This window comes from Microvirga lotononidis (assembly GCF_034627025.1).
Taxonomy (GTDB): domain Bacteria; phylum Pseudomonadota; class Alphaproteobacteria; order Rhizobiales; family Beijerinckiaceae; genus Microvirga; species Microvirga lotononidis.
Genome location: NZ_CP141048.1, coordinates 3,747,921 through 3,770,267 on the forward strand (window position 1 = coordinate 3,747,921; position 22,347 = coordinate 3,770,267).

The 22,347-nt window shown below is 61.5% G+C and carries 25 protein-coding genes and 1 tRNA gene; 12 read left to right on the forward strand and 14 right to left on the reverse strand.

The annotated features are described in order from the left end of the window. The first annotated feature begins 223 nt into the window (after positions 1–223). The 3 genes from U0023_RS17745 to U0023_RS17755 all read left to right on the forward strand — a co-directional run bounded on the left by U0023_RS17745 (position 224) and on the right by U0023_RS17755 (position 2,177). A complete protein-coding gene (locus U0023_RS17745; RefSeq protein ID WP_009492223.1) occupies positions 224–1,195 on the forward strand; it encodes an MBL fold metallo-hydrolase in 972 nt (323 codons plus the stop codon). A 20-nt stretch (positions 1,196–1,215) separates the two neighbouring features. Beyond that, positions 1,216–1,671, forward strand: coding sequence for a tetratricopeptide repeat protein (locus U0023_RS17750; RefSeq protein WP_009492224.1), 456 nt, complete (start codon positions 1,216–1,218; stop codon positions 1,669–1,671). A gap of 71 nt (positions 1,672–1,742) precedes the next feature. Continuing rightward, positions 1,743–2,177 carry a DoxX family protein gene (locus U0023_RS17755; protein ID WP_009492225.1) on the forward strand — a complete coding sequence of 145 codons (435 nt, stop codon included), beginning with the start codon at positions 1,743–1,745 and terminating at the stop codon, positions 2,175–2,177. A 147-nt stretch (positions 2,178–2,324) separates the two neighbouring features. Here U0023_RS17755 and U0023_RS17760 read toward each other — a convergent pair whose 3' ends face one another. Continuing rightward, a complete protein-coding gene (locus U0023_RS17760; protein WP_009492226.1) occupies positions 2,325–3,110 on the reverse strand; it encodes an anti-sigma factor family protein in 786 nt (261 codons plus the stop codon). Continuing rightward, positions 3,107–3,892, reverse strand: a complete 786-nt coding sequence (locus U0023_RS17765; RefSeq protein ID WP_009492227.1) for a sigma-70 family RNA polymerase sigma factor — start codon at positions 3,890–3,892, stop codon at positions 3,107–3,109. The genes U0023_RS17760 and U0023_RS17765 overlap by 4 nt, the downstream gene beginning before the upstream one ends. A 338-nt stretch (positions 3,893–4,230) precedes the next feature. Here U0023_RS17765 and U0023_RS17770 point away from each other — a divergent pair, with 338 nt between their 5' ends. Next, positions 4,231–4,815, forward strand: a complete 585-nt coding sequence (locus tag U0023_RS17770) for a response regulator (protein ID WP_009492228.1) — start codon at positions 4,231–4,233, stop codon at positions 4,813–4,815. A gap of 523 nt (positions 4,816–5,338) precedes the next feature. On the opposite strand, the gene U0023_RS17775 is transcribed toward U0023_RS17770, so the two are convergent. From U0023_RS17775 to U0023_RS17810, 8 genes are all read right to left on the reverse strand, one after another. Further along, the gene (locus tag U0023_RS17775; protein WP_322883755.1) at positions 5,339–6,028 is read right to left on the reverse strand and encodes a carbonic anhydrase; all 690 of its coding nucleotides are present in this window, start codon (positions 6,026–6,028) and stop codon (positions 5,339–5,341) included. Between the two features lie 400 nt (positions 6,029–6,428). Further along, positions 6,429–7,355, reverse strand: coding sequence for an adenylate/guanylate cyclase domain-containing protein (locus U0023_RS17780; protein ID WP_009492230.1), 927 nt, complete (start codon positions 7,353–7,355; stop codon positions 6,429–6,431). Further along, the gene (locus U0023_RS17785) at positions 7,247–7,720 is read right to left on the reverse strand and encodes a hypothetical protein (RefSeq protein ID WP_040639228.1); all 474 of its coding nucleotides are present in this window, start codon (positions 7,718–7,720) and stop codon (positions 7,247–7,249) included. The genes U0023_RS17780 and U0023_RS17785 overlap by 109 nt, the downstream gene beginning before the upstream one ends. A 225-nt stretch (positions 7,721–7,945) precedes the next feature. After that, positions 7,946–8,036 (reverse strand) — tRNA-Ser (locus U0023_RS17790). Between the two features lie 567 nt (positions 8,037–8,603). Beyond that, a complete protein-coding gene (locus U0023_RS17795) occupies positions 8,604–8,867 on the reverse strand; it encodes a hypothetical protein (RefSeq protein WP_245273076.1) in 264 nt (87 codons plus the stop codon). A gap of 114 nt (positions 8,868–8,981) precedes the next feature. After that, positions 8,982–9,281 carry a hypothetical protein gene (locus U0023_RS17800; protein WP_009492233.1) on the reverse strand — a complete coding sequence of 100 codons (300 nt, stop codon included), beginning with the start codon at positions 9,279–9,281 and terminating at the stop codon, positions 8,982–8,984. A 148-nt stretch (positions 9,282–9,429) separates the two neighbouring features. After that, a complete protein-coding gene (locus tag U0023_RS17805) occupies positions 9,430–9,669 on the reverse strand; it encodes a hypothetical protein (protein ID WP_009492234.1) in 240 nt (79 codons plus the stop codon). A gap of 218 nt (positions 9,670–9,887) precedes the next feature. After that, positions 9,888–10,367 (reverse strand): YidB family protein, encoded by a 480-nt coding sequence (locus tag U0023_RS17810; RefSeq protein ID WP_009492235.1) that lies wholly within the window; start codon positions 10,365–10,367, stop codon positions 9,888–9,890. Positions 10,368–10,552: 185 nt separating this feature from the next. Here U0023_RS17810 and solA point away from each other — a divergent pair, with 185 nt between their 5' ends. Both solA and U0023_RS17820 read left to right on the forward strand, forming a co-directional pair. Further along, positions 10,553–11,692, forward strand: a complete 1,140-nt coding sequence (gene solA / locus U0023_RS17815; RefSeq protein ID WP_009492236.1) for an N-methyl-L-tryptophan oxidase — start codon at positions 10,553–10,555, stop codon at positions 11,690–11,692. Positions 11,693–11,722: 30 nt separating this feature from the next. Beyond that, a complete protein-coding gene (locus U0023_RS17820; RefSeq protein ID WP_009492237.1) occupies positions 11,723–12,841 on the forward strand; it encodes an ABC transporter substrate-binding protein in 1,119 nt (372 codons plus the stop codon). Between the two features lie 68 nt (positions 12,842–12,909). Here the strand turns inward: U0023_RS17820 and U0023_RS17825 are convergent, their stop codons facing one another. The 3 genes from U0023_RS17825 to U0023_RS17835 all read right to left on the reverse strand — a co-directional run bounded on the left by U0023_RS17825 (position 12,910) and on the right by U0023_RS17835 (position 14,629). Then, positions 12,910–13,344 carry a hypothetical protein gene (locus U0023_RS17825; protein ID WP_009492238.1) on the reverse strand — a complete coding sequence of 145 codons (435 nt, stop codon included), beginning with the start codon at positions 13,342–13,344 and terminating at the stop codon, positions 12,910–12,912. A gap of 150 nt (positions 13,345–13,494) precedes the next feature. Continuing rightward, positions 13,495–13,779, reverse strand: a complete 285-nt coding sequence (locus U0023_RS17830; protein WP_009492239.1) for a hypothetical protein — start codon at positions 13,777–13,779, stop codon at positions 13,495–13,497. Positions 13,780–13,906: 127 nt separating this feature from the next. Next, entirely contained in the window at positions 13,907–14,629 is a 723-nt protein-coding gene (locus U0023_RS17835) for a Crp/Fnr family transcriptional regulator (protein ID WP_009492240.1), read from the reverse strand. A gap of 280 nt (positions 14,630–14,909) precedes the next feature. On the opposite strand from U0023_RS17835, the gene U0023_RS17840 reads away from it, so the two are divergent. From U0023_RS17840 to U0023_RS17865, 6 genes are all read left to right on the forward strand, one after another. Beyond that, the gene (locus tag U0023_RS17840; protein WP_009492241.1) at positions 14,910–16,439 is read left to right on the forward strand and encodes an amidase; all 1,530 of its coding nucleotides are present in this window, start codon (positions 14,910–14,912) and stop codon (positions 16,437–16,439) included. Positions 16,440–16,604: 165 nt separating this feature from the next. Then, the gene (trhO, locus tag U0023_RS17845) at positions 16,605–17,360 is read left to right on the forward strand and encodes an oxygen-dependent tRNA uridine(34) hydroxylase TrhO (RefSeq protein ID WP_009492242.1); all 756 of its coding nucleotides are present in this window, start codon (positions 16,605–16,607) and stop codon (positions 17,358–17,360) included. Continuing rightward, on the forward strand, positions 17,353–17,565 hold the full coding sequence (locus U0023_RS17850) for a SlyX family protein (RefSeq protein WP_009492243.1): 213 nt from the start codon (positions 17,353–17,355) through the stop codon (positions 17,563–17,565). The genes trhO and U0023_RS17850 overlap by 8 nt, the downstream gene beginning before the upstream one ends. Positions 17,566–17,830: 265 nt before the next feature. Continuing rightward, entirely contained in the window at positions 17,831–18,145 is a 315-nt protein-coding gene (gene groES, locus U0023_RS17855; RefSeq protein WP_009492244.1) for a co-chaperone GroES, read from the forward strand. 56 nt (positions 18,146–18,201) lie between these two features. Then, positions 18,202–19,827: a chaperonin GroEL gene (gene groL, locus U0023_RS17860; protein ID WP_009492245.1), complete on the forward strand. Its 1,626-nt coding sequence runs from the start codon at positions 18,202–18,204 to the stop codon at positions 19,825–19,827. 106 nt (positions 19,828–19,933) lie between these two features. After that, entirely contained in the window at positions 19,934–21,010 is a 1,077-nt protein-coding gene (locus tag U0023_RS17865; RefSeq protein WP_009492246.1) for a S66 family peptidase, read from the forward strand. Positions 21,011–21,026: 16 nt separating this feature from the next. Here U0023_RS17865 and U0023_RS17870 read toward each other — a convergent pair whose 3' ends face one another. Beyond that, positions 21,027–21,788 carry a hypothetical protein gene (locus U0023_RS17870; protein ID WP_009492247.1) on the reverse strand — a complete coding sequence of 254 codons (762 nt, stop codon included), beginning with the start codon at positions 21,786–21,788 and terminating at the stop codon, positions 21,027–21,029. Positions 21,789–22,347: the final 559 nt, after the last annotated feature.

A 22,347-nucleotide genomic window follows, 5' to 3' on the forward strand; every position in this document is an offset into this window, starting at 1 on the left:
TCACCCGCGATATACGTCAACCTGCAGACATGAGTGCAAACCGGTCGTGTCCCTCCTCGCGAGCGTGGCATCTGCAGATGCGTCGTGTCCGGCTATGAAGCAGCCGACACAGTTCTCCATTCCGGGAATAAAGCTGCAAGACGCATGGTCTTGCCAACAGGGAGCAGTGACCGGAAGCGACATCCACCTTGCTCCTCGATCCACCGATTGATGGAGAACCGTGATGTTGAATCTGTCACGCCGAGGTGTCCTAGTCAGCGCCGCCATGACAGCGGCTTTCGGGCTGCCGAAGCCCTTAGCTCTGATTGCAAGCGCTCAAGCAGAGACGCCTGTGGAGCCGACGAAGGGCTTTTACAAGTACAGGGTAGGATCGATCGAGGCGACTGCCGTTTATGACGGTATCTGGCGCAAGCCCCATGATCCAGCCTTCATCAAGGATGTAAGCGTCGATGAGACCAAGGCGGCACTCGCCAAAGCAGGCCTGACAACTGAATTCATGCCGATCCCGCTCACGGTATTGATTCTGAAGATTGGCGATAAACACATTATGATCGATGCTGGATCAGGTGTCGGCCAGTGGCAAGCCAACGCCACTCACCTGCCGGCCAACATGCAGGCGGCTGGCATCGATCGCAGCCAGATCAGCACGATTCTGATCTCGCACTTCCATCCGGATCATGTATGGGGCCTGATGGAGAAGGGCACGAACAATGCCGTGTTCCCCGAGGCCGAACTGGTGGTGAACAGTGCCGAGTACAGATTCTGGACGGAGCCGGGCCGCGTCGAGCAGCTGCCGGAAGGCCGCCGCCAGGCCGGCAAGCGCATCGCGGATGTCTTCCCGATATGGAACAACTGGAGGCTGGTCGAGAGCGGCACTGAGGTGGCTCCCGGGGTTCAGATCCTTGAAGCCTACGGCCATACGCCCGGCCATTCCGTCTTCCTGGTAACGTCGGGCAGCGACCAATTGATGGTGTCGAACGACACCATGTACGTCCCGGCTCTCCTGGCGCCCCATCCGGAGTGGCAGGGCGCCTATGACCAGGATGGGCCGATGGCAGTGGTCACCCGCCGCAAGATCGTCGACCGTGTCATTGCGGACAGGATGATGATGTGCGGCGCCCACTTCCCGTTCCCTGGCCTTGGCACGTTCATGAAGGATGGCAATGCCTATACCTTCACCCCCGTCGATGTCTGATCCAGCAAGCGAGAACAGTCATGTTGAAGAAAACCACTCTCTTTTCGTTCGCTCTTCTGGGTACGATGGCGCTCACGCCGGCCCTGACGAGCACTGCAGCCATCGCCGTCGACGACGATACACCGATCGGCTCGGTTGATCTGAGCTCGGTGCGAGACAAGATCAAGGCAGCGAACTATTCCGCTGCGCTGGAAGAGCTGCGGGGACTGGCTGAAGACACCCAGCAGGCGGATGTCTACAATCTGCTGGGATATACCCTGCGCAAGACAGGCGACTACGCAACGTCGCTCACCTACTACAACAAGGCGCTGCAGCTCCAGCCCGATTTCAAGGCGGCCCGCGAGTACCTGGGCGAGCTGTATGTCGAGACCGGGAACGTCGGCAAAGCCAGGGAGCAGCTTGCTGCGCTGACCAGGCTCTGTCCAGGCGGCTGCGAGGAGCGCGAGGACCTAGAGAAAGCGCTGGAGGGGAAATAGGCAGTTGATTTCGCGGGTGGGCGAGATCATCGCCCACCTCATTCTGCCATGATCAACATCGGGAAATCGCGATGCCACGGCCATTTGAGGTCATTGCGTCAAGCGCCACCGATCTCGTTCTTCTCGTGGGACGGCTCCTGCTGGCCCTGATCTTTCTTCACGAGGCCGTGACATTGTCCTTCGACTTCACGGCTGCTGCTTCGGCGATGAGCAAGATCGGCGTCCCACCTTATATCCTGGTTCTCAGCATTCTCTTACAGCTCGGGTCGGGCTTGATGGTGGCATCAGGCTGGCACGCGCGTCTGGGGTCACTCAGCCTGAGCCTGTTCTGCCTTGCAACCGCTTTCCTGTTTCATTCCAACTTCGCCGTCCGAAACGAGCTATTGCATTTCGAAAAGGATCTTGCGATCGCGGGCGGAATGTTGGTCCTGACTGCAACAGGAGCCGGAGCGCTGTCGCTGGACAGGCTTGTCAAGTACCGGAGGCACTTTGGCTGGGCTCTGTGACGTGTGCGGACCCGGTGACCGCACAGGCCGGCTCGTCATGCCTCGCAGTACGACCTATCTTGGACGCTCTGGTAAGGGCATTGTGAGACACCCCATCAAGGTGGACTCCCATGCGACGCCGAGACTAGCCCGGTCAGCCCAATGCGCCTATTGGCGAGCGAGCTGATCCTGAAATCGGTGCATGAATTCCTGCAGCTCGACAGCATTCAGATCCGAAACGGCCCAGAAGATCATGCCGCTGCCAGACCATCGAAGCGTGTTGTATCCGTTGTTTACTGAGGGCTGCGCTCCTTCGACACCGACCCTGTTCTTCTCCACCGGCCAGATGAACAGGTTGATCACGTGCTCGCGGCGTTTATACACCAGTGCCGCAACCGCCCGCCCTGCAACGTAGTCGAGCCGCCCTCCAGTTAGCGCAAATCCCTCACTGGCTAGATCAACAACCGGAGGGGCGAAGTCGAGTCGGCCATCGAACCAGGGCTTCACGGTATGCCGGTCGGACGTTGTCACATCCGTAATGTGGTCTACCATCAAGGAGCGAACATGCTCGGAGACAATTTCCTGCTCCAGATCCGGCGACGGACGCGGCACGATCAAAGCCACGGCGAGACCCGCCGCAAACGCAGCAACCGGGATGCCAAGACGTTGCTTCTGCCACAGGTGCTGCCACCAGCGCGCCGTCGTCGGCGCAATCGGGCTGGCTGGAATAGGCGCAAGAGCTTCCAGAACCCGCGCCCGTAACGCATCGGGCGCCCGATGCCGAAGCCTGTCCTCCCGAAGGGCTGCCCGCAGCTCCTGCAGGTGCTGGTATTCGCTCGCGCAGGTAGCACAGGCTCTCAGGTGGTCTTCGACCTGGAAGGCATTGGCCGCATCCAGTTCTCCGTCTAGATGGCCATGCAGGAGGACCTTCACGTCAGAGCAGGGGAGGGTCATGAGCGGGTCTCCTCTCCGTCTGCGGTGCGTCGTCGCCACGCTTCGGCGAGCAGGTGTCGCGCCCGGGCAAGGCGGGACATTACGGTGCCGATCGGCGTTCCCGTGGTTTCGGCAATCTCCTGATAGGAGAGTTCCTCAAGTTCACGCAAAACCAGCGTCTCCCGGAACGGAAGGGGCAAGGTTTCGATCAACTCCCGCATGGTGGCGATCTCGTCCTGCCGGAGAACGGTGGTTTCAGGACTATCCGTGGGATCGACCAATCCGGTGGCGTGATCCGATGTCTTGCCCGGATCATCTGCTTGCTCCGTCGCGATCCGGTCAAGCGGAACCGTTCGGTCCGATGCCACGGCTGTCGCCCAGGTGTGACAGCAGTTTCGCACAATCGCCAGGATCCAGGCCTTCGGATCACCGCCCCTGTACCCTTCGAAGGCACGGAACGCCCGCAGGAACGCATCCTGTGCGACGTCCTCCGCCGCGACAGGGTCCCGCAGCAGATAGCGCGCAAGATTATAGGCGGCATCGAGATGGGGCAGCATCAGGTCGCGAAAGCGCCGGGCGAGATCAGCTTGCTCAACCGTTTCAGGCGACAGGGAGACCGGCACAGGTTCCTCCGCGCGTTGCTGGAGTGTACTCCCGTCACGCTTGCCTGTCACATAGCCGGATGTGTTGTACCAGGCCGCAGCCTTCCCGGTAGCGTAGCCCAGCGGACCTGAGGTGGAGACCGTAGTCACCTTGCTTGGCAGAAGGGACATGCGCTCGAAGGTGATCGCGTTGCCGCTCATGATCGGGCATCCCTGTGCATCTGAGACGGATCCTGGTTGCTCAGGAGTTCCAGATGGTTCGTCTGACAGCACTCCCGTCGATCGGGCGTTGATGCTGCGCTGCCTTATCCAGACTTGATGCCACCCTGACTTATTCCCAGCCGGCTGCAGAATTCCGTACCTTGTCTCCCGAGGCGTGTGACGGAGCACCCGGAGGGCTGCGGCCCACTCGAACCAAGCGTCCTGCGGGAATATCGAGCGGATCGCACAGGTCTCGGAATATGAGGCGGAGCAATCGCCGCCTCGATCTGAGTGGCACGAGATTGTCCAAGGGACGGAGGCGTGCCCGGGAGGGCATCATGGACACGAACCGTCGCGATCGCATTCTTGTCGCGGACCACAACCCGATCTTCCGCGAAACCCTCGCCTGGCGGCTGCGCGCTGCAGGGTACGAGGTGACCACAGCGGACACGGGAGAGCATGCATTCCTGGCGTTGCGGGATTGGCAGCACCCCGTCGATTGGCTCTACGCCTCGGCCGGTCTGCCGATCCTGATCGACGGCTGGATTTTGGCCGACGAGTATCATGACACCTGCCCAACACGACCAGTCGTGATCGCTGCACAGCAGGTCCGGCCGTCTCAAAACGGTGACATCATCCTCGCTCAACCGAGCCCGGCATCCGTGTTGGAAATCATCCGCGAGTTGATTGCCGCAAGCCATGTTCTACCGGCGGTAACCGAGGTGGACCCGAATATCAGCGGCATGCAGCGTAACAATAGAGCGCCTGCGGTCAGCCCCACCGTTCCGTCTGAAGGGTGTTTCGGAGACCTGTCCGCATTGGAGGAACATGACAATGACGAACAAGAGAGAGCGCTGGTTTTGCGAGGCCAGCTATGGCATGCCGCCTCACAATGCGGGGCTCCTCAATTCCGCAGGCAATAGTGCTGGTGAGCAAGGCGGCTTCCGGAGTGGAGCCTATTGGGCGCGCGCGATCTCGTTCGAAGTTGCCCCCATTCGGCCGGGTCGCAGCTCCCGTGGCGCTGCAATGTGTCACGTACCCGCCCTGTCCGGGATACCAGTGGTCGAGAGCGCACGAGTACCGCACCATGCTCCTGAGGAGGCAGCTCTGTTGCCGCAATGGATGAGTGCCACGCATCCCAACCGAACAGGCAGGTTTGTTCCGAGCCTCTTGGCTGCTCTTGCAGCCCTAGGGACAGCAAGCGGGATTTTGAGCACTATCCTTCAGCTGGTTTGGCTCTGATCGCCCTGACGCACGCTCGCAAAAGGACGGCTTCTGGCACTTCCCGGAAGAAACCCTTTGTTTGCTCGCGACGCGGTGAGCGGACCTTCATTTCATCTGATGTTCGTTACTCTTTGACCCGTTGCGGTCATTCCGATGAGCAGCCGACTGCAACCAATTCAAGGTTTACCGAGTCCCATGAGAGAGGCTGGTGGAACTTGGGGATCAGTCGATAAAGTCGACCATGCCACTGTCCAGATCATAGTAGGCGTAGACGACTTTCACCTGCCCCTCGTGAACCATTTCCCTAATGATATCGCTTCCGGCCAGGATCCCGGCGGCATTACGGCGCGCGTTCTCGCGTACGGTGTTGTCGACGAAATCCCCAGGCTTGCCCTCCTGTGATTTCGCAGCCGGAACGATCGCCTCGACCATCGGTCCAATTGATCCCTGAAGCTCCACATGTTTTGCGACAACATCGCAGGCCGCTTGTACCGCGCCACAACGCTGGTGTCCTAGGACCACGACCAGTGGCGAGCCAAGATGCTCTGCACCGTACTCGATTGTTCCTAGGACTGCTGTGTCAGCGACGTTGCCCGCGTTGCGGGCGACGAACAACTCGCCGAGACCGACGCCCCCAAAAATGAGCTCTGGCGCGACCCGGCTGTCCGAGCAGGTCAGGATCGTGGCCCAGGGCGACTGGTCTCCCGCCGTATTCGCGCGCTCTTCGCGGAGCCCCGCCTCGCACAGTTGGGGTGCGTTCACGAACTTGGCATTGCCGGCTTTCAGCCTGGCCAGGGCCTCGTCAGGGCTCAGACCTGTCCTTGCGAAGGCTGAGTTTGACCTGCCACTGATCGTCCACAGGCATGCCGCAGTCCCGGTTGTGGCGAGCGACATGAACGTTCGACGGTTCATCCTGACGCACTCGAGGCACATGGCGCTCTCCCGCTGGTTTGGGGCGCAGGGCTCCAGGCGATCTGGACGGCAGCCCCGCACGGACATGCACTGTAGAAGGACTCATCGTGGGCGCTTGATCCGACAGGACAGGGCTTGCCACTTTGGGACGGCGGGCCCGGAAGGGCTGGCGAAACGCCTGTTTTCTGCTTGCGGCGCTGGATTAGGACAGACTGAGGTGAAGCGATTTCAGGCGTTCGCGCCGAAGACCGGGCGTCTGTTCATGGCACGCCCGAGACGTAAGCGCTTGGTCCGCGTCGCCGCTTGGGAGCCGACCTTCGTTGGGAGGTCGGAACGGGACAGCTCGACCCTAAGCGGGCATTCACAGGGCCTTCTCGCTCGTGAAGTCAGGCGTGTAGGGTCAAAATTGGCTCCGGAAGGCAGCAGAAATGACCTCGTCGGTGCCGGGAGTGATGGAAGCCGCAGGAGCAAAAATCGTCATGGGCTCCGTGCGCCCGGCCAGAGGCTCGCTCGCGATTACCCGCCAAGCGCCACGTTCCGATGACCCTTCAACGACAGCGCCCGAGGCAAGGATCACCTCGCCATAGCGCTTCGTTGCCCGTTCAAGCCGCGAGGCGACGTTCACCGCATCGCCCAGCGCCGTAAATTCCATCCTCTCGTCGTCCCCGACGATGCCACAGAAGACCTCGCCGATATGGATCCCGATTCCGATCCGCACGGGATGATACAGTTCCCGGGTTGCGTTCCAGGCCTGAACGATCCGGACGAGATCATGCGCAAAGGCGAGGGCGCGGGCCGCGTCGCCGCCCTCGTCCGGTACTCCGAACAGCATCAGCGCTCCGTCGCCAATGAACTTGCCGACGAAGCCGCGGTGCTTGCGGACGCAGCCCAGAATGCGGGTCCTAAAGGCCGTGAAGAACTGCGACAGGCGCTCCGGATCCATCCCCTCAGCCATGCCGGTCGAGTCGCGGATGTCGACAAAGACAACGGCCCGCTGGCGGCGCCCGCGGCGCAGGCCGATGTCGCCCGCCACTCGGGGCGCTATCTCGGCCGGGAGGAAGCGCGAGAGGCTGGCGCGCCCGACCGCATCCTTGACGGCGGCGGACAACAGCCGTCGCGAGCGGATTATGCCAAAGGCGGTGGCCGCTCCGGCCAAAAGGAGCAGCGTGAACCGCATCACATTGACCGGCATCGAAAAGAGCTGAGGCCAAGTCGGGGTCACGCCAGGATCCACGACCATGCTGTCGCCGAGCGCGACGGCAATCCCGATCGGGCCGAGCGCCAACAGAGCAATGGCACAGAGCTGAACCTTGACGTCGTAGCGCAAAGCGCCGACCGCCAGGACCAGAGGCGCCCACGAGATCGGGCGGAGGGTAGGGCGTTACCGGGCAGCCCGCGCTCGCCAACGGCGAAGAAGGCGATGACAAGCACGAGCCCGATATCCAGCACCATGAACAGATAGGCCAATCCGTGATGCCAGCGCTGCGGCACCGCAAGCACGATGCTGACGGCTCCGATGACCAGAAAGCCGAGTGAGGCAATCCAGGCATTGTGCTCGGACAGATCGAGAGACACGCCCGTCCATTGACGGAGCAGGTTGTTTGCGCCAATCACCGTCACAAAGATGCAAATGCCGATCGTGACCCGCAGCCACCCGGTCAGTCGCTCCGCCGCGACCTCATGGCGGTGCATCAGAGAGGCAACGAGGTCTCCTGGGTGACACCGGTGAAGGCTAACGCTCGGCCTGGACCACCAAACCCAAGCGCTTCAGACCAACGCAGCATTAACATCACACCCGGACCACCCACTTGGGGCAGGCCAAACAGACAATCCAGTGCAAATGTGGGGTAGATTGAGGGCTGTTAGATTAGCGAAGGGCTAAATTTCGAACGTTTTCAAATATTTACTTGCATAAAATGGCGGAGACGGAGGGATTCGAACCCTCGATACCCTTTTGGGGTATGCTCATTTAGCAAACGAGTGCCTTCAGCCGCTCGGCCACGTCTCCAGGCGAAAAGACCGGATCTGGGATCCCGCTTCGCAGGTGGCGCAATAGACGCGAAGAGGGTCTCTTCGTCAAGGTCCAAAATTGCCCGCAGCGATGCAGAGGCTTGGCTCTTCAGGGCAAGGTCGCAAGAGCAACCAGCAGGCTTCCGAGCCCGGCGGAGGCGCCGACCAGCAGGAAGGCGTCCAGGGCAAGGGTCCAACGGTCGTGGTGAAACGGGTGCATGACAGACCCCTTTGGTTTGGGTCTTTTGTATCATGCGGTGACGCTGCGGCTTTGTTCTGGATCAAAGACGAGCTTTGAAGGCCCGACAACGAAGAGAGCGCTCCTACCAGAACAGGTGGGACAGAGCGAGACTGGCCAGTCCGATCCCCGACAGGAAGATTGGAAACCACTTCGGGCATGAGCAATGGGCTTCGTCGAGTTCCACCTTGTTCCTCCTCGGCCGCTGAGGGATGCCATCAAAGCGTCCGAGAGCCCGATAGGGAAGAGCGACGGGTGGTCAAATATGCGCCTTTACGACTAAAAGCCGGGCACCATGGATACCTTCAGCGGCATGCGGAGCGTCGCTCATAGGGAAGGGGACATCTCGGCTTTTCCATAGAGGTGCAGGATCTCCTCGAAGCTGCGGATGGTGGGGCCGGACGGCCTGACGATCACGGCGCTCAGCTGCCGGAACTTGTCGTCGGCCCAATCTTCGACGACGACGGCGACGGCATCCCGAAGCGGCAATGTCGCGACCTTGCATGCCATGTTCATGCCCTCCGACCGCTCATAGGGCCGGGTGAGCGTGAGAAGGTCCACCATCTCGTCCAAATCGTGGGCTGCGGTCACGATGCTCTCCACTGCGAAGTCTCGAACGAGCTCGGGCATTGCCAGCCAATTGTGGCAACCGAATGCCCAAGCTTGGCCCAGGCTTGGGCGTTCAACGGAAAAGAGCGGATCGCCTCACGGCACGATGCGGCGTGCCGGATATCTGAAGCGCTTGAGCAGTTCGTCGCTATGGCCGACGAGGAGGGCTGCTTCCGGAGGGAGGGCGTCCTCGGCCACGGATTCGAAGCCCGGGAAAAGGGCCAGATACGCCATGTTCGGGAGACTCATGAGGAGGATAGACTGACCGGATTGCCGGTCGCACGCTGCAGCCAGCATCATCTGCTTCGGGCTTCCGAGCTTGACGAACAGCTCCTCGAATCGGTCCTGCGTCGGTTCCCATTCAGCGGGATCGATGGCCTTCTTCGCCCAGAGCATCGCCGACATCCCGGTCTGAGGAACCCAGTCTCATGTTGCATCCTAGCCCAATGCCGGCCGGCAGGCGAGCGGCTGTCGGAAGCCATGATTCTGGAATGACGCAAGGGTAGAATTGCCAGGGCGGCTGAAAGCGCCAGAGGGGATCGGCTCAGTTCAGGCTCTTCTTTTCGGTCCCCATTGCCGAAAAGCAGGACGTGGAAGCGTCGCCTGCGGCATCGGGAATGATAAGCACGGATACCGCGTGGCCGTGCGAAGCAAGCGTATCGGCCGCGTCGAAAGCCGACCGCTCCGCGTCCTGCCTTGTGGCGAAGGCCGACTGCTCTCGATCCGCGTATGTCACCAGCCATTCGTCCTGAAATTTGAAGACGACAAAGCGGTCCGTATGCATCAGCCCCTCCCACGCTTTGAACCGAGCCTTGGCAGGCTACCCGATTGCAGTCCATCAGGAAGGAGGCGATGGAGGTAGGGGGGAGGTCAAAAGGATAGAGGCTCGTCCCGATCATCCATCGAAACGAGCCTCGCCTTTACGTACGATGCGCCGATCTCCTTCGGAGAAGGGCGCCGCCGATTACTTTACTGCGCCGACCTTTCATGCCTTGGGGACGCTTAGGATGAAGGAAGCCGCCCCTCTGGCGTGTACTTGTCGACGGCCTGCGGCAACTCTCTGGACAGGCGAGCAAGGATTTCCTCGCGGGACAGGCCGGTCTGCTGGGTCAGGGTCGCCAGGACATCAGGCCCGATGGCCTGTTCCACCTGTTGCGGTGCGACCTCCTTGTTCGGGCCGGTGCCGACCCAGGAATCGGCAACGTCGCCGTGGCCGCTCTGCCGGAAGCTGTCGATCAATTCGCCCAGACCGCCGCTCAGCACACCGCCTGCGTTCTGGCCGCTCAGGCCTCCCAGCAATCCGCCCAGACCCCCGAGGCTGCCGAGGCTGCCTTGCGACTGGTCGGGAGTTCCCGGTGTCCCTGCGGGGTTGTTGCCGGATGTGGCGCCGCCGAGCATCTCGGCGATCTTGTCCCTGTTCTGATAGCCCGCGATGGCAAGAAGCCCCAGAAGGGCCGTCATGGATGGAAAGCCTCGGCTCATGTGTTCCTCCTCCTCCGATGCACGAGAATCCCGGTCGCCCCGAAAGAGTTCCATCGACAGGTGTGTTGCGGCCATGGTGAAACACCGACGGCTCGAAGGCACGGCCAAAGGGGCGGATTGACGAAGCTTTGCCTCCTGCGGAATGTATGCGCCCGCGTATGGTAGCGGCGTGAAAGGTGAGTCTGATGGCGATGTTCGATGTGGCGGTGGTCGGGTTGGGAGCAATGGGAAGCGCCGCGCTCTTCGACCTCGCCCGCCGAGGGCAGCGCGTGATCGGTCTCGAACAGTTCGAGCCAGGCCATGACAAGGGCTCCTCGCATGGGGAGAGCCGGATCATCAGGCTTTCCTATTTCGAGCACCCGTCCTATGTGCCGCTCGCCCGCCGGGCCATGGAGAAATGGCGCGAGCTGGAGGAGCTCTCGGGCGAGGCCGTCCTTACCGTCACGGGCGTTCTCGAGGCCGGTTATCCCGGCTGCCAGGTCGTCGAGGGGTCCCTGGAGGCGTCCCGGCTGCACGGGCTCGACCATGACGTCCTGAGCGCCGACGAGATCAACCGTCGCTTTCCCGCCTTCAAGGTTCCGTCCCATTGGACCGGATTGTATCAGCCGGAGGGCGGATTCCTCCGGCCGGAGCTCGCCATCCGACAGTTCGTGGGATTGGCGCGACGGCATGGGGCCGAGGTCAGGACGAAGGACCGTGTCATCGCCATCGAGCCGACCAGCTCGGGCGTCCGGATCAGGACCGAAGCCGGCGAGATCGAGGCCGGGTCGGTGATCGTCGCGGCTGGCGCATGGATCGGCGATTTCGCCCCGGAGCTGAAGCCGCACCTCAAGCTGACGCGTCAGGTGCTCGGCTGGTTCGAGCCTTTGCAGCCGGCCTATTACACGCCCGACCGGTGCCCGGTCTTCATCTTCGAATCCGAGGACGACGCCTGCTACGGCTTCCCGGATTTCGCCGGAACGGGCGTCAAGACGGCTTCCCATCGCAAGGGCGCCTATCTCTCGTCGGCCGACGACCTGGCGCAGGACGGCGGAGCCGAGGACGAAGCCCATATCCGCCGCATGCTCGCCCTGGCGATGCCGGACGCCAACGGGCCGCTCAAGGCAATGCGGACCTGCATGTACACCCGCACCCCGGACGAGGATTTCGTGATCGACCGGTCATCGGCCGATCCGCGGATCGTGCTGGCCTCGCCCTGTTCGGGCCATGGCTTCAAGTTTGCAAGCGTGATCGGGGAGGTGCTCGCCGATCTCGCCCTTGGAAACGTGCCCGCGAACGACATCTCTCGTTTCAAGCTCAATCGCTTTGGCGCACAATCGGCCTGAAAGGGCAGATCATAATCTGGAGGAGCAGCCATGATGAAGGGATACGCCTGTCACCTGTCCGTTCTCGCCCTGCTGGCGGGAACCGGGCTGGCCCGCGCGGAGGACATCACGATTGCCGTGGCCGGCCCGATGACGGGCTCGGTCGCCACCATCGGCGAGCAGCTCAAGAACGGCGCCGAACTCGCCGCGCAGGCCATCAACCAGAGTGGCGGTGTGAATGGGAAGACCGTCAAGATCGTCATCTATGACGACGCCTGCGATCCCAAGCAGGCCGTTGCGGTCGCCAACCGCATCGTTTCGGACGGTATCAAATTCGTCGATGGCCATGCCTGCTCGGGCTCGTCCATTCCTGCCTCCGAGGTCTATGCCGAGGCGGATGTCCTGATGATGAGCCCGGCCTCCAGCAATCCGACCATGACCGACAAGGCTGCCGAGCAGGGCTGGTCGACCATCATGCGTCTCTATGGCCGCGACGACGCGCAGGGCAAGTTCATCGGTCCGTGGATCAAGCAGAACTACGGCACCAAGAAGATCGGCATCCTCCACGATAAGAGCGCCTACGGCAAAGGTCTCGCCGATGTGGTGAAGGCGTCGCTCAACAGCGCCGGGATCAAGGAAGTGCTCTACGAGGGCATCAATGCCGGCGAGAAGGATTACAAGGCGGTGGTCAACCGCCTCAAGAGCCAGGGCGTCGAATTCCTCTATTTCGGCGGATACCATACGGAAGCCGGCCTCATCATGCGCCAGGCGGCCGATCAGGGCTACAAGTTCCAGCTGATGATGGGCGACAGCATCGCAACGCCGGAATTCGGGTCCGTGGCCGGGCCCGCTGCCGACGGGACCCTGTTCACCTTCCCGCCGGACGGGCGCGACAGCGACGCCGCCAAGGGGGCCCTGGAGCAGTTCCAGAAGATCGGCTTCGTGCCGGAGGGCTTTACGCTGTTCTCTTATGCGACCATTCAGGCCATCGCCGGCGGGATCGCCAAGGCCGGCAGCACGGATCCGAAAGTGGTCGCCAAGACCCTGCGTGGAACGAATGTCGATACCGTTCTGGGACCGGTGACCTTCGACGAGAAGGGCGACATCAAGGACCCGAAATACAACATCAATGTCTGGAAGGGCGGAACGTACAGCAAGCTTACCCAGTAGGAAGGCTCGGCTCGGCAAAAGGGAGGGCGGCTGCGAAGGAAGCCGCCCTCCCTTTTGGCCGCTGCTGCTCACTCCTGAGCGACGGCTTTGTCGGCCTCCCCCGCCGGAACGAGATGCTCAATGGACACCCAGTCGGTGCAGGCCCTGAGGATAGGGGCGAGATAGGCGCGATTGCCCTCGATTTCGACGACCCGGCAAGGATAGGCCCGCCGATCTCCCGGAGGGCGATAGACGACGGTCGCACCGGGTCTGATCTCGTCTGGGGCCGAAGCCTGCGGTTCGGTGCCGGACGAAAGCAGACTGACCTGCTTGTTGTCCTGTTCAAGAATGGCTTTCCGGCCAGCCCTGTAACGATCGAGAGCCTGGATCGCCACTCTGGCCCTGTCGCGGTAACGGTCGCAGACGACCCGCATCAGGGTTCCCTTCTCGCGGCCTGGATACCAAGTCACGCCACCGATCTTGGCCAGTTCCTCTGCAACGATTTCGATTTCTTCCTCAGTCATTGGCTACAATCCCTCAAGAGCAGTTGGTCTGTGCTCAGGTCTTGTGAAAGCGCCCACGCGAACTGCCTCGTTCGTTGAGTGCCGATGCCCCAAAGAATTTTTGTTGGTTGCGGCGCCTGGCGTTTGAAACGCGCCGTAAGAGACGTTTGACTACGCTTTTAATTCCATCATCTGCTGCTGCAGGATGGCGAGCTGCTGGAGATAGGGCTGCCGACGCTCATAGTGGCGTGTCTTCAGCTTTGCGAGTGCGCGGATCTTGAGATTGGTGTCCCGGGATGTGTTGGTGAGTTTCTGGCGCTCCTGTTCGTAATCGAAATCGATATCGGCCAAGGTCGCGAGAAGGGACTGAAGTAGCGGCTGGACAGTGGGTGGATACATTCTAGGAAGGGGAGGCTTGCTATACCTTTCTTCATTTTGAAACTTCGTATCGTTCATCTTTTCCCTCTTATTAACTTGCGTTAATAGAGCATCAGAATACTGAGGTAGGGTTACCCCGTCTGTTGGGAACCCGACAGAATCGGAAGAAATCGGACTTTCGATCAATATGCCGCGTTACCAAATCTCAGCGGGAGGCAGGCAGAAGCCTCGCGAAATTCCCTCGGATCGCGTGGTAGCATTCGCATGCCGTCTCCTCGAGGCCGGCGTGATCGGTGATCCTGATCGTTCCGCGGCCCTGGCTGATCAGCCCCATGCGCTGGAGCGTGCTCGTGACGCTGCTGACGGTCGAACGCTGTACCCCCAACATCTCGGCGAGGATTTCATGGGTGAGGGGAATATCCTCCTTGTCGGTCCTGTCGCGGGTGCTCAGAATGGCACGGCAGCAGCGGGCTTCCACATTGTGAACCGCATTGCAGGCGACGGACTGAAGCGTCTGCGACAGGAGAGCTTCCGTGTAGCGGAACAGCAGGCGGCGGATGTTCGGGCGCTTGTCGATTGCGTCTCTTAAGCGATCCAAGGCAATCCGCGAGGTCGTGCCGGCAACCTGGGTGACGTAACGTCCGAAGGATTGGTGGATGCCGAGCGCGCTTATGAAGCCGAAGACGGCTTCCCTTCCGAAGATCGCCATCTCCACGGAGCCGCCATCCTGCAGAACGGCGACCAGGGAGATCACCGCATCATGGGGAAAGTAGGTATGCCGGATCTGTTCTCCGTGCTGATAGACGACCTTTCCGCGTGGCAGTTCGACGACTTCGAGATGGGGCTCCAACCACAAATAATCATCTGGCTCCAAAGCGGCGAGGAGCTGGTTTCTCCGGTGTATGGCGGCCTTCGTACCATTCTTCACGGCAGGGTCTCACCGCATTTCGGATATCCGGATCACGGAGCCGGATATCCGTCATGATATTCATATCACAAGTCAAAAATGTGCAATGTCGGTGCACCCCTTATGAACAGGCGTTTCGCATTCGCTGGTTGGCCCTCCTCTCAGGAAAGAACGGAGCGAAGGTCTCGCTCGACTTCAAAGGAACGAGGACCGCTTCGCTTTGTGCCGTTCTCTGATGGGACATGCCCCCAAAGAGCCATGTGAAGGCGCCGATGGTCTTCCACAAGCTGCCCCTGCACTGATGGCATGGGCCTATGCGCATGATCGCAGGGAAAACCAGTTTACCGGTTTCATGGAAGGCCCCAGCATAGCTGCGGGCCGATTCCGTGAGGAGACTTTCGCATTGAGTACGTCATCATCTTCGTATCAGACACGCGGTAGCGCTCCGGATGATCTCGCCGAATGGTCCGCCTCCGATCTTCTCGATGCATATGCCCGCAAGGTTGTGTCTCCCGTCGATGTGACGAAGGCCGTGATCGCGCGCATCGATGCCTATGAGCCGCGTCTTCAGGCTCTCTATGCCTATGATCCCGATGCAGCGCTTCGCGATGCGCGCGCCTCGGAGCAGCGGTGGATGAGCGGAGAGGCGCGGGCCCTGGACGGCGTTCCCGCGACGATCAAGGAGAACATCGCCACCAAGGGAACCCCGGTGCCCCTGGGCACGGCAGCGCGTCCTCTCACTCCGGCCGCCGAGGATGCTCCGGCTGCGGCACGTCTGCGAGAGGATGGCGTGGTCATTCTCGCCAAGACCACCATGCCGGATTACGGGATGCTCTCCTCGGGCCTTTCGAGTTTCCATCCGCTCGCGCGCAATCCGTGGGACCTCTCGAAGAATCCGGGCGGCAGCTCGGCGGGAGCGGGTGCTGCAGCGGCAGCGGGCTACGGGCCGTTCCATATCGGCACCGATATCGGCGGCTCGATCCGCCTGCCGGCGTCCTGGTGCGGCGTGTTCGGCCTCAAGCCCAGCTTCGGCCGCATTCCCATCGACCCGACCTATTACGGACGCGTCGCAGGACCGATGACCCGTACCGTGCGCGACGCGGCCCTCATGATGAGAAGCCTCACGCGGCCCGACATGCGTGATCCCATGAGCCTGCCGTATCAGGATCTTCCTTGGCTCGATCTCGACATCGACGTGAAAGGCCTGACCATCGGCGTGATGATGCAGGCGGGCATCGGCATGCCGCTCGACCCGGAGGTGCGCGCCGCTGTCGACAGTGCCGCGAGGGCGTTGCAGGAGGCCGGTGCGATCATCGAGGATGTGCCGCCCTTCATTACCCGCGAGATGCTCGACGGCCTCGACGATTTCTGGCGCCAGCGGGCATGGATGGACATGGCTCCCTTGAGCGACGAGGAGCGCGGGAAGATCCTGCCTTACATCCTGCAATGGGCGGAAGGCGGCAAGGACCTGACCGGCGCGGAAGTCTATAGCGGCATGAACCAGATGATGGTGATGCGCCATGCGGCCGTCGCCGCGACGCACCGCTTCGACTTCGTCATCTCGCCAGTCGCGCCCTGCGTGGCCTATCCGGCGGAGCTTGCCTCGCCCATCCACAATCCGGAAGAGCCGTTCGAGCATATCGGCTACACGGTGGCCTTCAACATGTCGGACCAGCCGGCTTCGTCGGTCAATGCCGGCTTCACGAAGGCGGGCCTTCCCATCGGCCTTCAGATCATCGGTCGCCGTTTCGACGATGTGGGCGTGCTGCGGCTCTCTCAAGCCTGGGAGACGATCTGCGCGGACAAACGACCCTGGCCGACGCTCCGGTGACTTCGCAATTGTAGAGCGCAGCGCCTGAAGCAATCGGAATGGCCGGGACTGATCCCCGGATCTAGTCCGGGGACGGCCATGACGTTGGGTCACGAAACCATGGGCGACATTGAGGCCCATGGCAGATGGGTTTCCTCCTCTGAATGGTGCTGGTAAACAGCCGCCATGACGTACAAAGTCGCCGCCCTCTACCAATTCGTTCCGCTGCCGGATTTCCGGGAGTTGAGGGAACCTCTGCACAGGCTTTGCCTGGATCTCGAGATCCGGGGCACCGTGCTCCTTGCCCATGAGGGAATCAACGGAACGGTGGCCGGAACCGATGACGCCGTCGACAGTCTCATGGCCGAGCTGCGCGACGGTGAGCTTTTCCGCAAGCGTCTGGACAACCTCGAGCTCAAGTTCTCGACTTCGGCCGAGATGCCGTTCAAGCGGATGAAGGTGCGGCTCAAGAAGGAGATCGTCACCCTCGGCGATCCGCAGACGGACCCCCGGCGCAGGGTTGGGACCTATGTGTCGCCGGCCGAGTGGAACAGGCTTCTGGACGAGCCCGGTATCGTGCTGCTCGATACCCGCAACGATTTCGAGGTCGAGATGGGCACCTTCGAAGGAGCGGTCGATCCGCGGATCAAGCGCTTCAGCGAGTTCAAGGATTTCGTGAAGAAGGAGCTCGATCCGAAGCAGCACAGGAAAGTCGCCATGTTCTGCACCGGCGGCATCCGCTGCGAAAAAGCGAGTTCCTACATGCTCGCCCAGGGCTTCGAAGAGGTGTTTCATCTCAAGGGCGGGATTCTGAAGTATCTGGAAGACGTTCCCGAATCGGAGAGCCGCTGGGACGGCGGGTGCTTCGTGTTCGACGAGCGCGTGGCCCTCGGTCATGGGCTCGTGGAGCAGCCGGGCAGGGCGGAGCCATCCGATGAGTGATATCGAGAGCCGTGTCGAAGCGCTCGAGGTGCGCGTCGCCTATCAGGACCAGGTGATCGAGGACCTGAACCAGACGGTCATCGCCCAGTGGAAGTTGATCGACAGCCTGAGACGGCAGTTCAATGAGCTGCTCGACCGCGTCCAGGAGGTCGAGGACAACGCAGGCGGAACCTCCACGCCCGAGCCCCCGCCGCCGCATTACTAGGCGTGTCGGGGCCGTCCCGGCGGACTGGGACCGTCATCGGCGACCTTGTGCCGGCGATTATGCTTGCGCCCAACCCACGATGACGGCCAAGTCCATCTTCTTCAGGCCCTTCGACACAGCAAATCTCTCACGTTCCGGGTGGCAACAAAAAATTTTTCGCGCGCCTCTTGAACGGTGAAGCTTGCCCAACCAAATCATCGCCCGCGGAGGCCCCGAGCGGCTCCGCGTGAGCAGTTAATATGCTGATATCATTGGAGGAAGCTTCATGAAGTTCCGTCCTTTGCATGACCGGATCGTGGTCAAGCGCATCGACGCCGAGGAGAAGACGGCCGGCGGGATCATCATCCCGGACACGGCCAAGGAGAAGCCCCAGCAGGGCGAGGTGATCGCAGTCGGTCCCGGCGCTCGCAATGACCAGGGCCAGCTCGTTCCCCTCGACGTGAAGGCCGGCGACACCGTGCTGTTCGGTAAATGGTCCGGCACGGAAGTGAAGATCGATGGCGAGGATCTCCTGATCATGAAGGAGAGCGACATCATGGGCGTGCTGGAACAGGCCGCCGCCCAGAAGAAGGCCGCTTAAGGCCAATCCCTCAATCAGAGTCACACATCGTTACGTCTCATCAGGAGTGACGAACAATGGCTGCTAAGGAAGTCAAATTCGCCCTGGACGCTCGCGAGAAGATGCTGCGCGGCGTCGATATTCTGGCCGATGCCGTGAAGGTCACGCTGGGCCCCAAGGGCCGCAACGTGGTGATCGAGAAGTCCTTCGGCGCGCCGCGCATCACGAAGGACGGCGTCACCGTCGCCAAGGAGATCGAGCTCTCCGACAAGTTCGAGAACATGGGCGCCCAGATGGTGCGCGAGGTCGCGTCGAAACAGAACGATCGCGCCGGTGACGGCACCACGACCGCGACGGTTCTGGCCCAGGCCATCGTCCGCGAGGGCGCCAAGTCGGTGGCCGCCGGCATGAACCCGATGGATCTCAAGCGCGGCATCGACATGGCCGTGGAGGCCGTGGTGGCGGATCTCAGGAAGAATGCCAAGAAGGTGACCTCGAACGACGAGATCGCCCAGGTCGGCACCATCTCGGCGAACGGCGATGCCGAGGTTGGCCGCATGCTGGCGGAAGCCATGCAGAAGGTCGGCAACGAGGGCGTGATCACCGTCGAAGAGGCGAAGTCGCTCGAGACCGAGCTCGAAGTGGTCGAGGGCATGCAGTTCGACCGCGGCTATCTCTCGCCGTACTTCATCACCAACGCCGAGAAGATGCGGGTGGAACTGGAGGATCCGTACATCCTCATCCACGAGAAGAAGCTCTCCGGCCTCCAGGCCATGCTGCCCGTTCTCGAAGCCGTGGTGCAGACGGGCAAGCCGCTCCTCATCATCGCCGAGGACGTGGAGGGCGAGGCGCTCGCGACGCTCGTGGTCAACAAGCTGCGTGGCGGCCTGAAGATCGCCGCCGTGAAGGCTCCGGGCTTCGGCGATCGTCGCAAGGCCATGCTCGAGGACATCGCCGTCCTGACCAAGGGCCAGGTCGTGTCCGAGGATCTCGGCATCAAGCTCGAGAACGTCACCTTGCAGATGCTCGGCCGCGCCAAGAAGGTGGTGATCGAGAAGGAGAACACCACCATCGTCGATGGCGCCGGCGACAAGCGCGACATCGAGGCCCGCGTCGGCCAGATCAAGGCGCAGATCGAGGAGACCACCTCGGACTACGACCGTGAGAAGCTCCAGGAGCGTCTGGCCAAGCTCGCAGGCGGCGTCGCGGTGATCCGCGTCGGCGGCGCGACCGAGATCGAGGTGAAGGAGAAGAAGGACCGCGTCGACGACGCCATGCACGCCACGAAGGCGGCCGTGGAAGAGGGCATCCTGCCCGGCGGCGGCGTCGCGCTTCTGCGGGCCCTCAAGTCTCTCGACGCCGTGAAACCCGTCAACGACGACCAGAAGACCGGTGTCGAGATCGTGCGCCGCGCTCTCCAGGCTCCGGCTCGCCAGATCGCCCTCAATGCCGGCGAGGACGGATCCGTGATCGTCGGCAAGGTCGCGGAAGCGACCGATTACGCCGCCGGCTGGAACGCCCAGACCGGCGAGTACGGCGATCTCTACAAGTTCGGCATCATCGATCCGGCGAAAGTCGTGCGTGTCGCCCTTGAGGATGCCGCCTCCGTCGCAGGCCTTCTCATCACCACCGAGGCCATGATCGCCGAAAAGCCCAAGAAGGAAGCCGCTCCCGCGATGCCCGCCGGAGGCATGGACTTCTAAGCGCGGGCTTCCATCGAACAATCGAACGGCGCCGTGCCAGCGGCGCCGTTTTCTTTGGGCAATGGATCTGCGACAAGGGAGCGGTACCCGTTGCGCAGGATGCGATATGACCGATCAGTGGTGGAGGCGGCCGCTCGTCAAGCCGCTGGCTCTCAGGGCCGGCGATCGTGTTGCCATTGTTTCGACAAGCTGGGGTGGCCCGGCGGTCTTCCCGCACCGCTACCAGGCTGGCAAGCAATACCTGTCCGAGGCCTTCGGGCTCGAGCCCGTCGAAATGCCCCATGCTCTACGCGATGCGGAATGGCTTTACCAAAATCCCCAGGCGCGGGCCGAAGACATTCACGCGGCCTTCGCGGATAACTCGATCAAAGGCGTGATCGCCAGCATCGGCGGCGACGATGCGATCCGCCTGATCCCGCATATCGACCTCCATGTGATCGCGGACAATCCCAAAGTTTTCCTCGGCTATTCCGATCCCACTGTTCTGCATTTCGGCTGCCTCAAGGCTGGTGTGAGTTCCTTTTACGGTCCCACGGTCATGGCCGGTTTTGCCGAGAACGGCGGCATGCATGCCTATGCCGAGGACGCCCTGCGCAAGGCCATCTTCCAATCGGGGCCCGTAGGCGAAATCGAGGTCAACAGGGAAGGATGGACCGTCGAGCACCTGCCCTGGAAGGACACCGACAATCAGAACCGTCGCCGAAAGCTGACGCCCTCGACAGGTCCGCGAACGCTGCAGGGATCGGGTGTGGTCCGAGGGCATCTCATCGGTGGCTGTGCGGAGGTTCTGGAGATGCTGAAGGGCTCGGATTGGTGGCCGCCATCAGATTACTGGAACGGAGCGATACTTTTTTATGAAACCTCCGAGGAGGCTCCCTCGGCGAGCCATGTGCTGAGATGGCTGCGCAACTTCGCCGCTCAGGGAATCCTGCCCCGCCTTTCCGGCATTGTTCTCGGGCGCCCCGGTGGGCAGACGGAAGAGGCATACAGGAGAGAGCAGGAGCAGATGGTCGTGCGCGCACTCGCCGAGGCAGGCCTGCAGCATCTGCCCGTTCTGGCTGAGTGCGATTTCGGGCACACCGATCCGATGGCCACGTTGCCCTATGGGGTTCGTGCAGAGATCGATTGCGGGCGGGCCCGGCTCACACTCCTGGAGCCGGGCGTCATTGCAGCACTAGGTTGAAGCCGCTCACGCAGCCTTAGCGATGTCGGATCAGGCTTGTGTTGTCCGGCTCGGCGGCGCTGGTTTTGATCGACCCGGTCGTGTCCTCGGGCGCGGTCTTGCGCAGCTGGTTCACGAAGGCTGTCAGGCTGCTCACTTTCTCCGGTTCCGGAGCGAGGAAGGTGAGGGCGCTGCTGTCGAACGGTTCTTCCTCGATGGTGCCATCGATCATGATCGTGGTCTTGATCCCGCTCTGAACATCGAAGGAAACCGACTTCACCTTCGTTCGGCGCTGTGGGTCGACCGGCTCGGCAATCACGAGGGATGCGACAGCGGTCGAGGCGGACGCCAGGATCGGCTTGGCCGGCGTGCGGACGATCGCGATAGGCTGCTGAGGCGGCTTGGCGGCCGAAGCCTGCGCAGGCTGCTTCTCCTGGACCTTTCTGTCCGGGTCGCCGGCGTTGCGGGCCGGCTGCGAGACCGCCATGTACTCTGTCGGTCCGGACAGGATCTTCTCAAGCCGCTCATGGGCCTCTGTGGCTTCCTTCTGCGTTGTCGAGCCGAAGGCCATGACCAGCGGATTCTTGGCCCTTTCGGCCTCGGCCTTTGCTTTCGCGGTTTCCGCAGCCTTGGCTGCCGCAATCCGCTTCTTCGCCTCGGCCATCTGGGCGCGGTTGTTCGTGCTGTAGGAGTAGTGCTTTCCGTTGATCTCGTAGCGGACCAACCGGGCTTCGGCGCCGCTGGATATCGTCCCGAACGTGACGATGGAAGCTCCAAGCAAAATAAGCGTTTTGTTCATCGGCCTATAAGAGCACTTTGGCTCTTCCCCTTGCTTGGGTAAAGCTCAATTAAAGATTGTGGCAGATCTGTGTTCCGAGAAAAGTAATCGCATGCCTCATAAGGGGTATGATATAGTTATACTGATGCATTTTTAAGTAAATTTTACAAAGTGCGCGCAATTTACTAAGAGGGTATTATCTATCAAAAGAATGATTAATTTCGTTTACTTTATATCATGCTGACGTGCGCGACGAGTGTGGCGTCGGAAGGCTGAAGCCGAGGCAATCCATAGGTTTTGGCGCTCGTGCCATGCCATCCATGCAAGCTTGGCAGGTGGTCCCTGCATTGAATTCATGCCTACCGAGTTTTTGAAATCTTGTTCGGAGTTGCGCCTTGCCGCTTGGGCGGCGCAACATCCCCAGGAAATCAACGAGTTATGTTTGAAATGGCCATGGAGGAGGGCCGCCGGAGGCCCCAGCTGACCGAGCAGGAGCTATGTGAGCTTCATCTTTAGTCTACCTTTACTCGGGATCGACCATCCCTTGTTACCGACTCTTTCTCAAAGTGCGACAGCCCTC

Excerpts from the sequence above, each read along its gene's own strand:
- U0023_RS17760 (WP_009492226.1), bottom strand. The coding sequence starts at position 3,110 with ATGACCCTCCCCTGCTCTGACGTGAAGGTCCTCCTGCATGGCCATCTA.
- U0023_RS17770 (WP_009492228.1), top strand. The coding sequence starts at position 4,231 with ATGGACACGAACCGTCGCGATCGCATTCTTGTCGCGGACCACAACCCG.
- U0023_RS17800 (WP_009492233.1), bottom strand. The coding sequence starts at position 9,281 with ATGCTCTGGGCGAAGAAGGCCATCGATCCCGCTGAATGGGAACCGACG.
- U0023_RS17745 (WP_009492223.1), top strand. The coding sequence starts at position 224 with ATGTTGAATCTGTCACGCCGAGGTGTCCTAGTCAGCGCCGCCATGACA.
- U0023_RS17805 (WP_009492234.1), bottom strand. The coding sequence starts at position 9,669 with ATGCATACGGACCGCTTTGTCGTCTTCAAATTTCAGGACGAATGGCTG.
- U0023_RS17865 (WP_009492246.1), top strand. The coding sequence starts at position 19,934 with ATGACCGATCAGTGGTGGAGGCGGCCGCTCGTCAAGCCGCTGGCTCTC.
- U0023_RS17755 (WP_009492225.1), top strand. The coding sequence starts at position 1,743 with ATGCCACGGCCATTTGAGGTCATTGCGTCAAGCGCCACCGATCTCGTT.
- U0023_RS17750 (WP_009492224.1), top strand. The coding sequence starts at position 1,216 with ATGTTGAAGAAAACCACTCTCTTTTCGTTCGCTCTTCTGGGTACGATG.
- U0023_RS17810 (WP_009492235.1), bottom strand. The coding sequence starts at position 10,367 with ATGAGCCGAGGCTTTCCATCCATGACGGCCCTTCTGGGGCTTCTTGCC.
- U0023_RS17870 (WP_009492247.1), bottom strand. The coding sequence starts at position 21,788 with ATGAACAAAACGCTTATTTTGCTTGGAGCTTCCATCGTCACGTTCGGG.
- U0023_RS17785 (WP_040639228.1), bottom strand. The coding sequence starts at position 7,720 with ATGCACCGCCATGAGGTCGCGGCGGAGCGACTGACCGGGTGGCTGCGG.
- U0023_RS17840 (WP_009492241.1), top strand. The coding sequence starts at position 14,910 with ATGGCATGGGCCTATGCGCATGATCGCAGGGAAAACCAGTTTACCGGT.
- U0023_RS17825 (WP_009492238.1), bottom strand. The coding sequence starts at position 13,344 with ATGACTGAGGAAGAAATCGAAATCGTTGCAGAGGAACTGGCCAAGATC.
- U0023_RS17820 (WP_009492237.1), top strand. The coding sequence starts at position 11,723 with ATGATGAAGGGATACGCCTGTCACCTGTCCGTTCTCGCCCTGCTGGCG.
- U0023_RS17830 (WP_009492239.1), bottom strand. The coding sequence starts at position 13,779 with ATGAACGATACGAAGTTTCAAAATGAAGAAAGGTATAGCAAGCCTCCC.
- U0023_RS17765 (WP_009492227.1), bottom strand. The coding sequence starts at position 3,892 with ATGAGCGGCAACGCGATCACCTTCGAGCGCATGTCCCTTCTGCCAAGC.
- groES (WP_009492244.1), top strand. The coding sequence starts at position 17,831 with ATGAAGTTCCGTCCTTTGCATGACCGGATCGTGGTCAAGCGCATCGAC.
- solA (WP_009492236.1), top strand. The coding sequence starts at position 10,553 with ATGGCGATGTTCGATGTGGCGGTGGTCGGGTTGGGAGCAATGGGAAGC.
- U0023_RS17850 (WP_009492243.1), top strand. The coding sequence starts at position 17,353 with ATGAGTGATATCGAGAGCCGTGTCGAAGCGCTCGAGGTGCGCGTCGCC.
- groL (WP_009492245.1), top strand. The coding sequence starts at position 18,202 with ATGGCTGCTAAGGAAGTCAAATTCGCCCTGGACGCTCGCGAGAAGATG.
- trhO (WP_009492242.1), top strand. The coding sequence starts at position 16,605 with ATGACGTACAAAGTCGCCGCCCTCTACCAATTCGTTCCGCTGCCGGAT.
- U0023_RS17775 (WP_322883755.1), bottom strand. The coding sequence starts at position 6,028 with ATGAACCGTCGAACGTTCATGTCGCTCGCCACAACCGGGACTGCGGCA.